Origin of the sequence: Phreatobacter sp., assembly GCF_051860605.1 — a bacterium.
GTDB lineage: Bacteria > Pseudomonadota > Alphaproteobacteria > Rhizobiales > Phreatobacteraceae > Phreatobacter.
In genome coordinates, this window is sequence record NZ_JBHYDR010000005.1 from 1 (window position 1) to 16,444 (window position 16,444).

Here is a 16,444-nt window from a genome sequence, read left to right on the forward strand (position 1 = left end):
GAGTGCCTGGCGCTCATCGCGGACACCTCGCTCTCAGGTGCCAGGGTCGTTCGCGAGTTGGAGGCCGTCATCCGTCTGCGCGGCCGGCCCGACACGATCGTCTCCGACAACGGCACGGAGCTGACCTCGATGGCGGTGCTGCACTGGTCCCAGCAGACCGGCGTGGAATGGCACTACATCGCTCCAGGCAAGCCCATGCAGAACGCCTTCGTCGAAAGCTTCAACGGCCGCTTCCGGGACGAGTGCCTCAACGACACGCTGTTCTCGACGCTCACCGAGGCCCGCAGCGCCATCACCTCATGGAAGGAGGACTACAACCATCACCGACCACACTCGGCCCTCGGCAACATGCCGCCAGCCGAGTTCGCAATGAAAGCTATGCTGGAACGACAGGCCGCCTAAGGCCATAAACGAAACCCAGGACTCTCCCTCAGGCCGGAGGAGAAGAGGGTCTCAGGTCAGTCGCTCGTACCCTCGCTCACGATCAGCGCATCAGCGACGCGCGCGGCGATATCGATGCTCTCCGGCTTGTCGGCATCGATCAGCGTCAGGGGGTTATAGGAGGATTTGAGGTCCGCGAAGTCATCGCCCGAGCGTGCGACCGCCCCCATGGGATCGAGAATGCGCACGCGCTGGCCCAGGCCGTGGCAATAGACCGAGCCGCCCGCGCGGCGGCGGGCCGTCACCACCGCGTTCTCGCCCTTCGGATCGATCACCACCATCGAACCCGGCCACAGGCAGAGATTGGGGACGATGAAGGATACGCCCTTGCCGCCGCGCGTGCCGCCGCAGACCAGCACATGCCGGTTATCGCGAAAGGCCACGCCCTGGCCCTTGCTATCGAACCCCAGCCAGTAATCGCCCATGCTCAAAGGCTTCAGGAAGCCGCGTCCATCGCTCAGTTCGGCAGTGGCGAGCGGGGCATAACGAGGGTCGGGATCGAACAGAAACCTGATGTCCTCGGCCGTCATCCTTCTGGCCATGGCCGTTGTTCCTATCGTTCGAGATCAAGATCGTGATCCCGCCCATGCGTCCGGGACCGGTTCCTCTGCTCGCGCTGGGCGCGCAGGACGGTTGCGATGCGCTGGGTCAGGGCTTTGCGCTCAGCCCGGTGTCGGGCCTCTATGGACGCGATGCGCTTGTGGACCAGCGCGCGTTCCTGGCTTTGCGCGTCGTAGAGGGCCTGACGCTGCTGGCGGTCGCGCATCCAGCCCGCGAAGGCCTCGCGCTCGTTCTGGCGCCTGATCCTGAAGACGCGCAGGCTCATGACATCCAGCACCGCGCCAAGACCCTTGCGGAAGCGGCTGGCGCGTTCCTTCGTCTCCGCCGCCCAGCGGGCGTCCTGGCCCTTGGCCAGCCGCGCGCGTTCGGCGCGCTGGTCTGCGACCAGCGCCCGCAATTCCTCTTTGAGGGGTCGGAGTTCTTCCCGTTTGGCGTTGCGGTCGGCGGCCAGATGCCCGCGCAGGGCCCTGGTCATGCGCTTGCGAAGCTCGGCCTGAAGGTCAGCTACAACGGGCAGTTCCGCGCCGTCGCCGAGACGCGCCCGCACATCTTTGGTCTTCACGCCGGTCCAGCGCGCCAGCGCCAAGACATTGCCGTTCAAATCCGTCGCCACCAACCCTCGCCGGTCGCCGCGCGCGAGGTAATACCCGTGCTCTTCCAGGGCGTGACGCAGGCCTGGCAGATTGTCGGAGCGCGCCCAGGCATCCTGAAAGACCTGCCTGATCTCGCGCGGGTCCATCTCCAGGCGCTTGGCCTGCTGCCATTCGGCGAGAGTGAAGTTTAGGGGGTTCTTCCAGCCATTCTCGCGGTGGCCTTCGGGCAGCGCCCAGCCATGTTCGAGGTAGAGTTCCTTCGAGAGACCGTTCAGCCTGGATTTGTAGAAGGCGAGGTTGCGCGCGGTCATGGCGTGCGCGTCGATGCGCGACCACACGGCATGGGCGTGCATCCGCCCCTGCTTCTCATGGATGACCACGGCGCGCGGCTGGCCGGTCAGGCCCAGCAGCTCTTCCGCACGGTCCACTGCCGCCATCAGATCGGCAACCGGGATGCTGGCTCCTTGCGGGGGATTGAGCGAGAGCGAAAACACCGGCTGGCGGCAGCGCGTGCCGCGCGCAATGGCGGTGACTTCCGCCATCGCGCCGTGCAGGTCAGCGGCGACGAAGCCGCGCAGTTCCTGCACCGTGATGTGGTCGTTGTCCTGCGTATTGAGCAGATGCGCGGCGAGCGCACGAGGCCCGCCGCGTTGGGAGGCTTTCAGGATCATGTCAGCCCTCCGGCGTGTCCGCAGACCCGGCGAAGGGGGATGGCTGATCGTCGCCTCCGGCAGCGGCCGCGAAGACCGGGGCCAGCGGCGGCGCGGCCGACTGGATCGCTTCCTCGACAATTTTCAGGCCCAGCGCCCGCACCAGCAGGCTGCGCATCTCGAAAACATCCGCGCAGGCCTGGCGCAAATCCGCCTCGACCTCTGGCGAGACCGGCAGGCTGCCCTGGTTCACGCCCTTGGCGATCTGGTTGAGGTTGTTGGCCAGCCGCGACTGGCCCAGCAGCGCCAGCAGCCGCCCGAGCGGCTCGGCATCCCGAAGCGGGCTTTTCCGGGTCCGGCGCGGCGCGCTGTCACCCTCCAGCACCGTTTGCCGGATATAGGCACCGACCGACACGTCGCCCGCCTTCTCCTTAAGCAGCGCCTTCTCGGCGTCAGTGAAGCGGATGGAGAGCGGCGCTGCCGTCCGTTTCTTTTGGACTTTGGGAGCGCGGGTCATGGCCGCAGCCCCTTCAGATCAATGTTCGTTCGCTTTAGCTCGCGCTCCCAGTCGGCCAGAACGTCAAAGAGTTGGTTCGAAGTGGGTCCTTCCCTCTCCGCCATTCTTTCGCTCACGGCAGTTTCGCTTCGCTCAACGCCTCCGCGGGGGCGGCCTCTCGGCCGGTCGCGCGGTCGTGCTCCTGGCGTCAGGTTCGGACTTCGTCCTTCCCTCTCCGCCATTCTTTCGCTCACGGCAGTTTCGCTTCGCTCAACGCCTCCGCGGGGGCGGCCTCTCGGCCGGTCGCGCGGTCGCGCTCCTGGCGTCAGTTTCGGACTTCGTCCTTCCCTTTCCGCCAGTCAGCACGGCCTTCGCTCCAGCGCCGCGTGAACGGCCCTGCCGGGGCGCGCCCCCGGGCAGGTAGCCGCTCCGCTACGGTCGTCGCGCAGGCGTCAAGAGATGGACAAGGCGGGCCGGCTATTCGCCGGCCGGGACGGGCTGGACAGCGGCCGCGGCCTGAAACCTCTCGCTCGGCCGCCGCGTGCGGAAGATGCGCAGCACCAGGACGAAGAACACCGGCACGAACAGCACGGCGAGCACCGTGCCTGCGACCACCCCGCCGATCACCCCGATGCCGATCGCGTTCTGGGCCCCCGAGCCCGCGCCGCTCGCGATGGCAAGCGGCACGACGCCGAGTGAGAAGGCCAGCGAGGTCATGATGATCGGCCGCAGCCGCAGGCGCGCCGCCTCCTCGGCCGCCTCGACCAGGGACAGGCCGCGGTTGAAGCCGTCGCGCGCGAACTCGACGATCAGGATGGCATTCTTGGCCGTCAGCCCGACCGTCGCCAAGAGGCCGACCTGAAAATAGACGTCGTTGGACATGCCGCCGAACAGGCTGGCGAACACCGCCCCCAGGACGCCCAGCGGCACGGCCAGCAGGACCGCGGTCGGGATCGACCAACTCTCGTAGAGCGCCGCAAGGCACAGGAACACCACCAGCAGCGACAGCACGTAGAGCGCCATCGCCTGGCCCGAGGACTGCCGCTCCTGGAACGAGATGCCGCTCCAGGCAAAGCCGAAACCGGGCGGCAGCTGCCCGACGAGCCGCTCCATCTCGTCCATCGCCTGGCCTGTCGTGAAGCCTGGGGCGGGCATGCCCTGGATTTCCCGCGAGGCGATGCCGTTGAACCGCTCCAGTCGCGGCGAGCCGTATTCCCACGCGGTGCGGCCGAAGGCGGAGAAGGGCACCATCTGGCCCTGCGCGTTGCGCACGAACCATTTGTCCAGATCAGCGGGCACCATGCGGGCCTCCGGCTCGCCCTGCATGAAGACCCGCTTGATGCGGCCCCGGTCCATGAAGTCGTTGACGTAGGTCGCGCCCCATGCGGTGGCGAGGGTGGAGTTCACCTCGGTGACGGACAGGCCGAGGGCGCTGGCGCGCTCCCAATCGACGATGATGCGAAACTGCGCCTCGTCGTTCAGCCCGTTGGCCCGTACCCGTGTCAGGACGGGGCTCGCCGCCGCCAGCCGGAGCAGTTGGTCGCGCGCGGCGAGCAGCGCGCCGTGGCCGTTGCCGCCGCGATCGAGAAGCTGGAGCGAAATGCCGCTGGCATTGCCGAGCTCGCGCACGGCGGGCGGCGCGGAGGAAATGATCAGCGCGTCCGGATAGCGCGCGAAGCGCGCATTGATCCGCTCGGTCAGGGCATGCACGCTGTTCTGCGGGCCGCGCCGCACATCCCAGTCCTTCAGGGTGATGAAGCCCAGGCCGGAGTTCTGCCCGCGGCCGCCGAAGCTGAACCCGTTGATCGCAAAGAAGCTGTCGACGACGCCGGGCTCCTCCTCGCGCAGGTAGCGCGCCACATCGTCGAGCGCGCGCTGGGTGCGGTCCGCGGTGGCCCCCGGGGGCGCCGTCACCTGCATGAAGGCAATGCCCTGGTCCTCGTTCGGCAGGAACCCGCCCGGCAGGCGCAGGAAGCCGTAGCCGAGGACGCCGAGGAGGGCGACATAGATCAGCAGCATGCGCGCCGGCCGTCGCAGGCTCGCCCGCACGCCGCCGACATAGCCGCGCGTCATGCGGTCGAAGCCGCGGTTGAACCAGCCGAAGACGCCGCGCTGGCCCTGGCCCGGCTTGTGCGGGCGCAGCATCGAGACGCAGAGCACCGGCGTGAAAAAGATCGCGACAAGAACCGACAGCGTCATGGCCGTGGCGATGGTCACGGAGAACTGCCGGTAGATGACGCCCACGGACCCGCCGAAGAAGGCCATCGGCAGGAACACCGCCGACAGCACCAGTCCGATGCCGATCAGGGCGCCAGTGATCTGGTCCATCGAGCGCCGCGTGGCCTCGAGCGAGGAGAGATGCTCCTCCGCCATCACGCGCTCGACGTTCTCGACCACGACGATGGCGTCATCGACCAGGAGGCCGATGGCCAGCACCAGGCCGAACATGGTCAGGGTGTTGACGCTGAACCCCAGCACCTGCAGCACCGCGAAGGTGCCCAGCACCACAACCGGGATCGCCAGCGTCGGGATCAGGGTCGCGCGGAAGCTCTGCAGGAAGATGAACATCACCAGGAACACCAGCGCCACGGCCTCCAGCAGGGTCAGGACGACACTGCGGATGGAGCGCTGCACGAAGGGGGTGGTGTCCTGCAGATAGGTGACCTCGAGCCCCGGCGGGAAGCTGGGGCGGAGCCGGTCGATGGTGGCGCGGACGGCCGCTGCCGTGTCGAGCGCATTGGCCCCGCTGGCGAGCCGGATGCCGATACCGCTGGACGGGTTGCCGTTGAGCAGGGTGGTGATGGAATAGTTCTCGCCGCCGATCTCGACGCGCGCCACGTCGCGCAGACGGACCTGCGAGCCGTCGGCCCGCACGCGCATCAGGATGGCGCCGAACTCCTCAACGGTCTGCAGGTAGGACGGGCCGATGATGGTGGCGTTCAGCTGCTGACCGGGCACGGCGGGCAGCCCGCCCATCTCGCCGCTCGAGACCTGAACATTCTGGGCCCGCACCGCGGCCGCGACATCGGAGGGCGTCAGCCCGTAATTGATCAGCTTCGCCGGATCCAGCCAGATGCGCATGGCGAACTGCGCGCCGAACACCTGGTAGTCGCCGACGCCGGCGGTCCGGCTGATCGGGTCCTGCACGTTGGCCACGAGGAAATCGGAAATGTCCGTGCGCTCCATCCGGCCGTCGGTCGAGACGAAGCCGACCACGAGCAGGAAGTTGCCGGAAGACTTGACGACGCGGATGCCCTGCTGCTGCACCGTCAGCGGCAGGCGCGGAACCGCCAGCTGCACGCGGTTCTGGACCTGGACCTGGGCGGTATCGGCATTGGTGCCCGGCGCGAAGGTCAGCTGGATCCTTGCCGCGCCGTCCTTGGTGGTCTGGGAATCGAAGTAGAGCAGGTTGTCGATGCCGCTCAGCTGCTGCTCGATGACCTGGACCACCGTCGTCTGGACCGTCTCGGCCGATGCGCCGGGGAAGGCGACGTTGATGGAAATGGCGGGCGGGGCGATGGCCGGGTATTGCGCGACCGCCATGCTCCGGAGGGCCAGGAGACCGGCCACCATGATCCCGATGGCGATGACCCAGGCGAAGACCGGACGATCGATGAAGAAGCGGGCCATTGCGCGGGCCTAGCCGGCCGGTGGCGCGGACGGGTGCTCGCTCGCCTGCACCCGCGCGCCCGCACGGATGCGCTGCAGGCCCTCGATCACCACGCGGTCGCCTGCGGCCACGCCCTCGGTCACCAGCCAGTCGTTGCCAACGGCGCGGCTGGCGCGCAGCAGCCGCTGCTCGACCACACCCTCGGCATTCACCACGAAGGCCATGGGCTCGCCCCGCGGCGTGCGCAGCACGGCGCGCTGCGGAACGAGGATGGCGCGATCCGTCACGCCTTCCTCGACGCGGGCCCGGACGAACATGCCGGGCAGCAGGAGCTGGTCAGGATTGGGGAACACCGCCCGCACCGTGACCGAGCCTGTTCCCTGGTCGACGATGACCTCGGAGAACTGAACCTCGCCGGGATGCGGATATTCGGAGCCGTCCTCGAGCAGCAGCCGCGCCGCCGCGCGGTCAGCCGAGTCGCGGCGCAGCGCGCCGCTCGCCACGTCGCGCCGCTGCTGCAGCAGGACCGCGCTCGGCTGGGTGAGGTCGACATAGATGGGATTGAGCTGCGTGACGGTCACGAGCGCCGTGATCTGGTTGGCGGTCACAAGCGCGCCCGGCGTGACGCTGGCGCGCCCGGTCCGCCCGTCGATGGGCGAGGTCACGCGCGTGTAGCCCAGATCGATGCGGGCGGTCTCGAGCGCCGCACGGGCCGAGATGACGTCGGCCTGGGTCTGGCGCAGCGTCGCTTCGGCATTCTCGAGGTTCTGCTCGCTCACCACCTGCGCCCGCGCCAGCGTGCGCAGGCGATTGGCGGTGCTGGCCGCGACCTGCTCGGCCGCCTGGATGCGGGAGAGCGCTGCCTCGGCGCGCCGCACGGCGGCCTCGAAAGGAGCAGGGTCGATCTGGAACAGCGACTGGCCGGCCTTCACCGCTTCGCCCTCGGCGAAGTGGCGTTCGCGCAGCAGCCCTCCAACCTGCGGGCGGACTTCCGCTGCCCGGTAAGGCGCAGTCCGGCCCGGCAGAACGGAGGTCACCGGGATTTCCCGGCGCTGCAGAGTCATGACGGTGACGGCTACCGGAGCCGGCGCAGCGGTGTTCGCGGCGGCACGGCTCGGCTGATCGTCACAGCCGGCCGAGGCAAGCAGAAGCGCTCCCAGCACCAGCCACCGCAACGGCCAGACCGGCGATGGCTGATGGGACACGGCGCTCTGGAGCCTTGCTCCGGATGATCGCAACATGAAGCCTCGGTACGGACGGGATCGGACCTGCGCGGATACTGGTGAGTTTCCTCGCGGCGTCAACGCGTTTCCGGCGCCCCGGTCGATAACACGTTCGGGAGCGACGGGCCTGCCGCCAATTTTTGCAACAGAAGCCTGCGAATGCGGCGATTTGACCTCTCCCCCGCGATGCCTGTCCCTGCCGGCGCCCTTCCCATGTGACCTCGCCAGGTTCCGGAGCGCGCGCCGGGCCAGATGAACCGCCATCGGCCGGACCCATGCGGCCTTGCCGGACCTCTGGTATGAAGCCGGCATGGATCTCGACGCCTTCCGACTGTTTTGCGCCGTCGTCGACCGTGGCAGCATCGCGGCCGCCGCGCGCGAATGCGGGCTGTCGCCGTCCATGGCCAGTCGCCGCATCACCGCGCTTGAGGAGGCGATCGGTGCCAGGCTGCTCTTGCGCACCACGCGCTCGCTGGCGCCGACGGAAGCCGGCCTCACGCTTTTGTCCTGGGCGCGCGGGGCCCTGCTGGACTGGAACCGCATGCGTGACGAGATCGGCGCCATGCAGGGGCAGGCGTCCGGCCTGGTGCGGCTCGCCACCAACGACTATGCCGCCTCAGCCTATCTGCCGACGATCCTGGCAAGCTTCGCGCGCCTGCAGCCGGACGTGCGCGTTGCCGTTTCCATCGCGCAGGAACCGGCCCGGCTGCTCGACGGCATGTGCGACCTCGCCGTTCATGCCGGCCGGCGGCCGGACGCCGACCTGGTCGGCCGCAAGATCTATGAATATGGCCGCAAGGTTGTCGCATCGCCCGCCTATCTGGATGGCCGCGACACGCCGCTGAAGCCCGCGGATATCGCCCGCCACCTGTGCCTCACGCACAATGTCAGCGAGCCGGCCGAATGGACCTTCGAGGACCCGGACGGCGTGCTGCATGTCCAGCGGGTGCATTCGCACATGTCCTGCGACAGCTGGACCATGCTGCTGGCCCTGGCCCTGCAGGGTATCGGCATCGCGCGCCTGTCCGACTCGCTGGTCAGGGGACCGCTGGCGGACGGCCGGCTGGTGGAACTGCTGCCGCACATGCGGTCGGTCTATGCGGACGGCGACCCGCCGGCCATGTGGGTCCTGGCAGCCGACCGGGCCATGCCGCTGCGCGTGCGGCTGCTGGCCGACCATATCGCCAGCGCGCTGCTCCAGCTGCATCGAACCGGTCGCCGCTGACCCGCCTATTCGTGCAGGATATGCACGATGCTGTGACGCATCCACTGGCTACACGCCCTGTGCGCCCTCCCGCATCCTCCCGGAATTGCATGGTTGCCGGGAGGAAGGCTTGCCGCAGTTCATCGCTGCCGACACGGGCGGAACCTTCACCGACGTGACCGTCTATGATGCGGAAAGCGGCGAGATCCGCTTCGGCAAGACCCTGACGACCTATGGCCATCTGGTCGATGGCGTGGTGGCCGGCATCGGCGAGGCCGATGGTCAGGTCGCCGACGCGGCCTGGCTGCGCCACGGCACCACCCACGTCATCAACGCCTTCCTGCAGCGGCGGGGTGCCCGCGCCGCCCTGGTGACGACGCGCGGCTTCCGCGACGTGCTGGAGATCGCCCGCGGCAACCGGCCGGTTCCCTTCGACACGACATGCCGGCGCCAGCCGCCGCTTGTTCCGCGCGCCCTGCGCTTCGAAGTGACGGAGCGCATCGGCGCCGACGGCACCGTCGTCGAGCCGCTGGCGGATGACGACCTGCTGGCGCTCGTGCCCGTGCTTCAGGCGGCCGGCGTCGAGGCGGTCGCGGTGTCCTTCCTCAATGCCTATGCCAATCCCCTGCACGAGAGCCGGGCCGCAGCCTTTCTCGCCGAGCGCCTTCCCGGCGTCTATGTGACGGCGGCCACCTCCCTCAGCCGCGAATGGTTCGAGTTCGAGCGCAGCTCGACGGCGGCGGCCAATGCCTATGTCGGGCCGGCGATCGCCCGCTACGTGGCAGGATTCTCCGACCGGCTCGGCCGCGAGGGCTTTTCCGGCACCTTCGCGATGATGGGCTCGAATGGCGGCGTCATGCCGTTCGAGGCCTCCGTGGAGCGGCCTGTCTCGCTGGTCGAATCGGGGCCCATCGGCGGGGTCATCGCCGCTGCCGAATATGCCCGCCGGCTGGGGCTGGAGAGGGTGATCGCCTTCGACATGGGCGGGACCACGGCCAAATGCGCGCTGGTCGAGAGCGGCGGCTTTGCGGTGCAGCCGACCTACTGGGTTGGCGGCTACGAGCAGGGCTTCCCGATCCGCAGCCCGGTGCTCGATATCGTCGAGGTGGGTGCCGGCGGCGGCTCCATCGCCTGGGTCGACGGTTCGGGACGCCTGAGGGTCGGCCCGGCCAGCGCCGGCTCCGAGCCGGGCCCGGCCTGTTTCGGGCGCGGCGGCGAGGCGCCGACCGTCACCGATGCCAATCTGGCGCTCGGCCGCATCGGCAGCGGCAGTTTCCTCGGCGGCCGGCTGACGCTGGACAGCGATGCCGCCCGGCGGGTCATCCGCGAGCGGCTGTCCGCCCCTCTCGGCTACGGCACGGACGAGGCCGCGACCAGCCGCGTCGCCCATGGCGTGCTCGACCTTGCCACCACGCTGATGGCCGGCGCGATCAAGGAGATCACGGTGGCGCGCGGCCATGACGTGCGCGACTTCACGCTGTTCGTGTTTGGCGGCGGGGGGCCGATCTTCGGCGCCGAACTGGCGCGCCAGCTTGGCATCCGCTCGGTGATCGTGCCGCCGCAGCCGGGCAATTTCTCCGCCGTCGGCATGCTGCTGGCCAAGGCGCGGCTGGATATCGTGCGCAGCCTGGTTGCCGATCTGTCGCCGGACGGGCTGGCAGCGCTTTCCCGCGTGCGCGACGAACTGGACCGGGAGGCCCGGCAGGCTGCCGCCCGCGAGTTCGCCGGCGAGGCCGTCACCCTGTCCTGGCAGGCGGACATGCGCTATCGCGGGCAGCGGCACAGCGTTGCGGTTCCGTTCAGCGGCGCGCCCTCTGCCGGTGCCTTGCGCGAGGCTTTCGAGGCCACCTATGCGCGGCGCTATGGCCGCACGCTCGGGCAGGACTTCACGCCGGAAGTGGTCGGCCTGCGCGTGGCCGCCGAGGGCGATGCCGCCCGGCCGGACCTTGCCACGCTGGGAGCCCTGCCGGAGGCGATGGAGACGCCGCGGCCGCGCGGGTCGAGGCCCCTGCACATGCGCCCGGGCGGCTGGATCGAGGTACCGGTCTGGCGCCGCGCCGACCTGCCGTCGGGCTTCGTCGTCAACGGGCCGGCGATCATCGAGGAATACAGCGCGACCCTGCTGGTCGGGCCGGATGACCGCGCGGTCGTCGGGTCGCTGGGCGAGATCGCCCTGTCCACCTCCGCACCGGGGGCCGAACGATGAGCGATGCCCTGCCCGCTGCGGCGACGGCCGCCGATCCGATCGACATCGAGATCCTGCGGCACGAGATCCTGTCGATCCCGAACCAGATCGAGCGGAACATCGAGCGCAGCGCGTTCAGCCCGCTCGTCCAGGAGTACAAGGACTATTCCGTCGGACTGGTGGACCCGGACGGCGCCCTCGTCGCCCAGTCGCGCGGCAGCCTGCCGATCTTCGTCGCCAATGCGCTTGGTACCGGCGTGCGCGAGGCGCTCGACACCTTCGGCGCCGACCAGCTTCGCCACGGCGATGCCATCCTGACCAATTCGCCGGCGACGCTCGGCCAGCATCTCAACAATGTCGTTCTGCTGACGCCGATCCGCGAGGCGGGCGACGCCGGTGGCGCGCTCGTCGGCTTCTTCGCCGTGCTCGTCCACTGGATCGATATCGGCGGCTCGGCGCCCGGATCCAGCACCGGCACGGACACCACCGATGTCTGGCAGGAGGGGCTGCAACTGCCCTGCGTTCGCCTGCTCGATGGCGGTCGCCGCATCGACGACATGTTCCGGCTGTGCGCGGCCAACAGCCGCTTTCCGCGCCTGCTGCTCGGCGATCTCGAGGCCCAGCTTGCCGGCTGCCTGCTCGGCCGCGACCTGATGCTCGATATCCTGGCGCGGCGGGGTGCGGACCTGGTCCGCGCGACGCTCGGTGCCATGCGCCTGCAGGCGCGCGAGGCGGCCGCGGCGGTGCTCGCCACGGCCCGACCGGGTCTGCATGTCGCGGAAAGCTTCCTCGACGGCGAGAAGGGCGTGCGCGTTCCGATCCGCGTGGCGGTGCGGGTGGAAGGCGGGCGCCTGAAGATCGACCTGTCCGGGCTCGGTCCGCAGATGGCCGGCCCCTCCAATGCCGGCCGCAATGGCGGCGCGGTGGCGGCGGCCCGCATCGCGGCGAAATACATCCTGTCGCCGCTCGAACCGGTCAACCAGGGCGATTTCGACCTGCTCGACGTGGAAGCCCCCGACGGCACGTTCCTGACGGCCAGCGCCGACGCGCCGATCGGCGGATCCGGCAACACCATTCCCACCGCCGTCGACACGATCCTGAAGGCGCTCGGCCAGGCGCTGCCCTCGCAGGAGGCTGCCGCCCACCATGGCACCTATGGCGTCCACACCATTTTCGGCCGCCTGCCGGCAACCGGCGAACTGTTCGCCAATCTCGACACGGTGACCGGCGGATGGGGCGCCACGGCCGAGGATGACGGCGCGTTTCCGTTGCGCTCGAACGCCCATGGCGACGTGCCGGACATTCCCGTGGAGATGCAGGAGGCGCTCTATCCGTTCATGCTGCTGTCGAAGGCCCTGCGGCCGGACAGCGGCGGGGCGGGGCGGCGACGCGGCGGGCTCGGCACGCTCAAGGAATACCGGATCACCGCCCCGTGCCGGATCAGCCTGAAGTTCGAGCGCAGCCAGTGCCCGCCCTGGGGCCTGAACGGCGGCCATGCCGGCCAGACCGGCTTCGTCGACATGATCCGCCCGGATGGCGAGACCGTCCGTGCCTGGAAGGGAACCTTTGCGCTGGGTGCCGGAGACCGGCTGCTGATCGCCTCGGCGGGCGGCGGCGGCTACGGCCTGCCCCATGAGCGCGAGATCGAGCGCGTGCTGGCCGATGTCGAGGCCGGATACGTGACCGCGCAGGAGGCGGCCCTGCTCTACGGCGTCGTGCTGCGTGCCGATGCCAGCCTCGACGCCGAAGAAACCCGCATGCGGCGGGCACAGCTCGCCGCGTCCCAATGACAGATCAAAAGGGAGAGAGCGACATGACCAGGACATTGATCGACCGGCGCACCTTCGTGGGTGCCGGAGCGGCCCTGATGGCGGGCTCGCGGGCCGTGCATGCCCAGGCCTGGCCTAGCCGGGTCGTGCAGATCCTGATCGGCTTCGGCGCCGGCGGCGTCACCGACGTCGCCACGCGGCTGCTCGCCGAGGGGTTGCGGCCGCTGATCGGCCAGTCGGTGGTGATCGAGAACCGGGCCGGGGCCAGCGGCATGATCGCCGCGGGCGTGGTCTCGCGGGCAGCCCCCGACGGCCACATGCTGCTGGGCGTGCCGGGAACGATCACCATCGTCCCCTCGATCATGCAGAACCTGCAGATCGACGTGCTCAAGGACCTGTCCCCGATCACCATCTTCGCGACCTCGCCGAACGTGATGATCGTCAAGGCCGACCATCCGGCCCGCACGCTCCAGGAGTTCATCGCCTCGGTGAAGGCGCAGCCGGAAGGGCATTTCGCCTATGCCTCCTCCGGGCTTGGAACGACCGTCCACATCATGGCCGGCATGCTGGAACGCTCGACCGGCATCCGCATGCGGCATGTGCCGTTCCGCAGCTCGGCCGACTCGCTCCGCTCGGTCATTGCCGGCGAGCTGCCGCTGGTGTTCTCCTCGGTCAACTCGGCCCTTCCGTTCATCCAGTCCGGCACCGTTCGGGCGCTGGGGCTGGCATCCGAGAAGCGCTCCTCGTTCCTGCCGGACATCCCGACCTTCGACGAGCAGGGCGTGACCGGCATGCGCTCGGACACCTGGTTCGGACTGGCCGGTCCGGCGGGCATGCCGCGCCCGCTGCTCGAGCAGATCGCCGGCCTGTGCGACAAGGCCATGGCGAGCGAGGGCATGCGTGCCCGCTTCGAGGCCCTCGGCGCCGAACCGCTCGGCCTCGGCCCGGATGCCGCCCGCGCGCAGATGGAGCGCGAGGTGAAGATGTTCGACGAACTGACCACGGCCATGGGCATCAAGCCGCCGCGCTGAAGCCGGACCACGTTGCGGCCGCGGGTTCCGCCGTGGCCGCAGCGGGGCTCAGGTCCCGGCGTCGGCCCTTTGCCGGCGTGCGGCCTCCGGCGGGGTTGCGAGCCCGCGTTCGGCCGCCATCTCGTCGATGATCCAGGCGACGAAGGCCTCGATCTGTGGCCGGGCCCGGTCCTCGCGGCGATAGACGATGCGGTGGGCGAGGGCGGTGATCCCAAGCGGCCCGAAGGGCATGACGAGTTCTCCGGCCCGGACCATGGCGGCGGCCTGCAGGTTCGATTCCAGCATCAGGCCCAGCCCGTCGCGGGCCGCCATGAGGGCCAGGAACGCGCGGTCGAAGGTCATGCCGCGCCGTGGCAGCATCACATGCGGCGCGTGCCGGGCGATCCACTCGTCCCACTGCGCGACGCAGCGGATCGAGTGGATGAGCGGCACGGCGCTGATGTCCTCCACCCGTGTCAGGCGATGCTGTTCCACGAAGGCGGGGCTCGCCAGCGGCACGATCGTCTCCTCGGCGAGGGCGATGCTCTCGCAGGCCTCCGGCACCGGCCGGTTGTACTGGATGTCGATCATGAAACCGTCCTCGCCCAGCTTGGCCGGCTCGTGGCCGGCAAACAGGGTCAGGTCGATCTCCGGGTGGCGCGCCCGGAAGGCGGGCAGCCGCGGCACCAGCCAGAGCGTGGCAAGGCTTGGCGCCGAGTGCAGCATCAGCCGCTGCACCGCGCCTTCAGACGAGAAGCGGCTGGTGGCGACCGCGATGCGCGTGAAGCTTTCCGCCAGCGCATTGGCATAGGCGACCGCGTCCTCGGTCGGCAGCGCCGCCCGGTTCCTTCGCGCGAACAGCGGCTTGCCGAGAATGTCCTCCAACTGGCGGATCTGGTGGCTGACCGCCGAGGGCGTGACGCCCAGCTGTTCGGCCGCGCGCGCGAAACTGCCGGTGTCCATCACGGCGGTGAAGGTCTGCAGGCATTTCAGCGGCGGCATGCCCCGTATCATCGGTGAATCCTTTTCAGCAATCTGGCCAGTTTATTTCATTTTGTTGAATTTGATATCCTTGTTAGCCTTTCGTCCAATGACATTGATGGCCACGCGAGACGGGGCCACACGGGAGAAGCGCCCTCCGGGCGGACTGAATGCGAGGCGGCAAGGGCTGCGCCGGACAGGCGCCGCCAGCCGCACGATCCCCGTTCCCGTCGCGCCGGCCGCTTGATCCCAACGGGCGCCGCCTTCCGGTCCGCCCGGGAACCGCGGGGAAGGACGAACAGGGCATGAATCTCCACCGGATGCTTCTCGAACGGCAGGCCGCCGGCCGGCCCGTCACGGTCGGCCTGATCGGCGCCGGCAAGTTCGGCACCATGTATGCCAGCCAGTGCCGCCTCACCGCCGGCATGCAGCTCGTCGCCGTCGCCGACCTCAATCCGGATCGCGCCCGCGCCCAGCTGAAGGCCGGGTCCTGGCCGGCCGAGCAATATGGCGCCGCCTCCATCGACGAGGCGCTGAAGGCCGGCTCGACCGCCATTCTCGACAATGCCGACCTGATGATCGACCACCCGGCCATCGAGGTGATCATCGAGGCGACCGGCGATCCGGGCGCCGGCATCCGCTTCGCGATGCGGGCCATCCAGAACGGCAAGCATATCGTCATGGTCAATGTGGAGGCCGACGCCGTTGCCGGCCCCATCCTCGCCCGCAAGGCGAAGGCCGCCGGCGTCGTCTATTCGCTCGCCTGGGGCGACCAGCCGGCCCTGATCGCCGATCATGTCGACTGGGCACGGGCCTGCGGCTTTACGGTCGTCGCGGCCGGCAAGGGCACGCGCTACCATCCGACCTACCACCAGTCCACGCCCGACACGGTCTGGGACATTCTCGACAAGTACATGAAGATCCGGGACCGCAACTCGATCAACCCGAAGATGTTCAACTCCTTCGTGGACGGCACGAAGTCCGGCATCGAGATGACGGCCGTGTGCAATGCCACGGGCCTTGAGGCTCAGTCCGAGGGCCTGTCCTTCCCGCCGGCCACGCGCTTCGAACACGCCGAGATCTGCAAGCCGCGCGCGGCCGGTGGCGTTCTGGAGAAGGCCGGCGTCACCGAGGTGACCTCCTCGGTCTATCGCGACGGCACCGACGTGCCGCATTCCCTGGTCATGGGCACCTATGTCGTGTTCGAGAGCGAGAGTGCCTACACGCAGGAGTGCTTCCGCGAATATTCCATGCTGCCGGACAGTTCCGGCCGCTATTCGTGCCTCTACCGGCCGATCCACATGATCGGCCTGGAGCTTGGCTATTCGGTCGCCTCCGCCGCGCTGCGCAAGGAGCCGACCGGCGCGCCCGTCTGCTTCAACTCGGATGTGGTGGCCACCGCCAAGCGCGACCTCAGCCCCGGCGAGATGCTCGACGGCGAGGGCGGCTTCTGCGTCTGGGGCAAGCAGACCCCGGCCGAGGCCTCACTCGCCAACGGCTACCTGCCGCTGGGTCTTGCCCACAACGTGCGGCTGAAGAATCCGATCAGGACCGGCGAGCGGCTCAAGTGGAGCGATGTCGACTATGACGCGACCAGCACCGCCGTGAAGGTGCGCCGCGAGATGGAAGCCGCCTTCGCCCGGCCGAACGTGCAAGGGGGTTAAGGCCGCCCCCGTCGCCACGGCTGGGCCGGCACGGCCGGCTCAGCCCGAACTTCACCC

12 protein-coding genes are annotated in these 16,444 nt (G+C 69.2%); 6 read left to right on the forward strand and 6 right to left on the reverse strand.

The window, feature by feature from the left end:
- The coding region (locus tag ACTIFS_RS09855; RefSeq protein WP_439573917.1) for an integrase core domain-containing protein at nucleotides 1-402 on the forward strand (402 nt) is incomplete at its 5' end.
- A 56-nt stretch (nucleotides 403-458) separates the two neighbouring features.
- Here ACTIFS_RS09855 and ACTIFS_RS09860 read toward each other — a convergent pair.
- The 5 genes from ACTIFS_RS09860 to ACTIFS_RS09880 all read right to left on the reverse strand — a co-directional run bounded on the left by ACTIFS_RS09860 (nucleotide 459) and on the right by ACTIFS_RS09880 (nucleotide 7,556).
- On the reverse strand, nucleotides 459-983 hold the full coding sequence (locus tag ACTIFS_RS09860; RefSeq protein ID WP_439573918.1) for a type IV secretory system conjugative DNA transfer family protein: 525 nt from the start codon (nucleotides 981-983) through the stop codon (nucleotides 459-461).
- Between the two features lie 11 nt (nucleotides 984-994).
- Nucleotides 995-2,266: a relaxase/mobilization nuclease domain-containing protein gene (locus ACTIFS_RS09865; protein ID WP_439573919.1), complete on the reverse strand. Its 1,272-nt coding sequence runs from the start codon at nucleotides 2,264-2,266 to the stop codon at nucleotides 995-997.
- A 1-nt stretch (nucleotide 2,267) separates the two neighbouring features.
- The gene (locus ACTIFS_RS09870; protein ID WP_439573920.1) at nucleotides 2,268-2,762 is read right to left on the reverse strand and encodes a plasmid mobilization protein; all 495 of its coding nucleotides are present in this window, start codon (nucleotides 2,760-2,762) and stop codon (nucleotides 2,268-2,270) included.
- Between the two features lie 456 nt (nucleotides 2,763-3,218).
- A complete protein-coding gene (locus tag ACTIFS_RS09875) occupies nucleotides 3,219-6,371 on the reverse strand; it encodes an efflux RND transporter permease subunit (protein WP_439573921.1) in 3,153 nt (1,050 codons plus the stop codon).
- Nucleotides 6,372-6,380: 9 nt separating this feature from the next.
- Nucleotides 6,381-7,556 (reverse strand): efflux RND transporter periplasmic adaptor subunit, encoded by a 1,176-nt coding sequence (locus ACTIFS_RS09880; protein ID WP_439573922.1) that lies wholly within the window; start codon nucleotides 7,554-7,556, stop codon nucleotides 6,381-6,383.
- 328 nt (nucleotides 7,557-7,884) lie between these two features.
- Between ACTIFS_RS09880 and ACTIFS_RS09885 the strand changes: the two genes are divergently transcribed.
- From ACTIFS_RS09885 to ACTIFS_RS09900, 4 genes are all read left to right on the forward strand, one after another.
- Nucleotides 7,885-8,799, forward strand: a complete 915-nt coding sequence (locus ACTIFS_RS09885; protein ID WP_439573923.1) for a LysR family transcriptional regulator — start codon at nucleotides 7,885-7,887, stop codon at nucleotides 8,797-8,799.
- A gap of 109 nt (nucleotides 8,800-8,908) precedes the next feature.
- Complete coding sequence (locus ACTIFS_RS09890; RefSeq protein ID WP_439573924.1) at nucleotides 8,909-10,984, forward strand: hydantoinase/oxoprolinase family protein; 2,076 nt, start codon at nucleotides 8,909-8,911, stop codon at nucleotides 10,982-10,984.
- The gene (locus tag ACTIFS_RS09895; protein WP_439573925.1) at nucleotides 10,981-12,753 is read left to right on the forward strand and encodes a hydantoinase B/oxoprolinase family protein; all 1,773 of its coding nucleotides are present in this window, start codon (nucleotides 10,981-10,983) and stop codon (nucleotides 12,751-12,753) included. Before ACTIFS_RS09890 ends, ACTIFS_RS09895 begins: the two co-directional genes overlap by 4 nt.
- A 23-nt stretch (nucleotides 12,754-12,776) precedes the next feature.
- Entirely contained in the window at nucleotides 12,777-13,763 is a 987-nt protein-coding gene (locus ACTIFS_RS09900) for a Bug family tripartite tricarboxylate transporter substrate binding protein (RefSeq protein WP_439573926.1), read from the forward strand.
- A gap of 48 nt (nucleotides 13,764-13,811) precedes the next feature.
- Here the strand turns inward: ACTIFS_RS09900 and ACTIFS_RS09905 are convergent, their stop codons facing one another.
- Nucleotides 13,812-14,744, reverse strand: coding sequence for a LysR substrate-binding domain-containing protein (locus tag ACTIFS_RS09905; protein ID WP_439573927.1), 933 nt, complete (start codon nucleotides 14,742-14,744; stop codon nucleotides 13,812-13,814).
- A gap of 284 nt (nucleotides 14,745-15,028) precedes the next feature.
- Here ACTIFS_RS09905 and ACTIFS_RS09910 point away from each other — a divergent pair, with 284 nt between their 5' ends.
- Nucleotides 15,029-16,387, forward strand: coding sequence for an NAD(P)H-dependent oxidoreductase (locus ACTIFS_RS09910; RefSeq protein ID WP_439573928.1), 1,359 nt, complete (start codon nucleotides 15,029-15,031; stop codon nucleotides 16,385-16,387).
- Nucleotides 16,388-16,444: the final 57 nt, after the last annotated feature.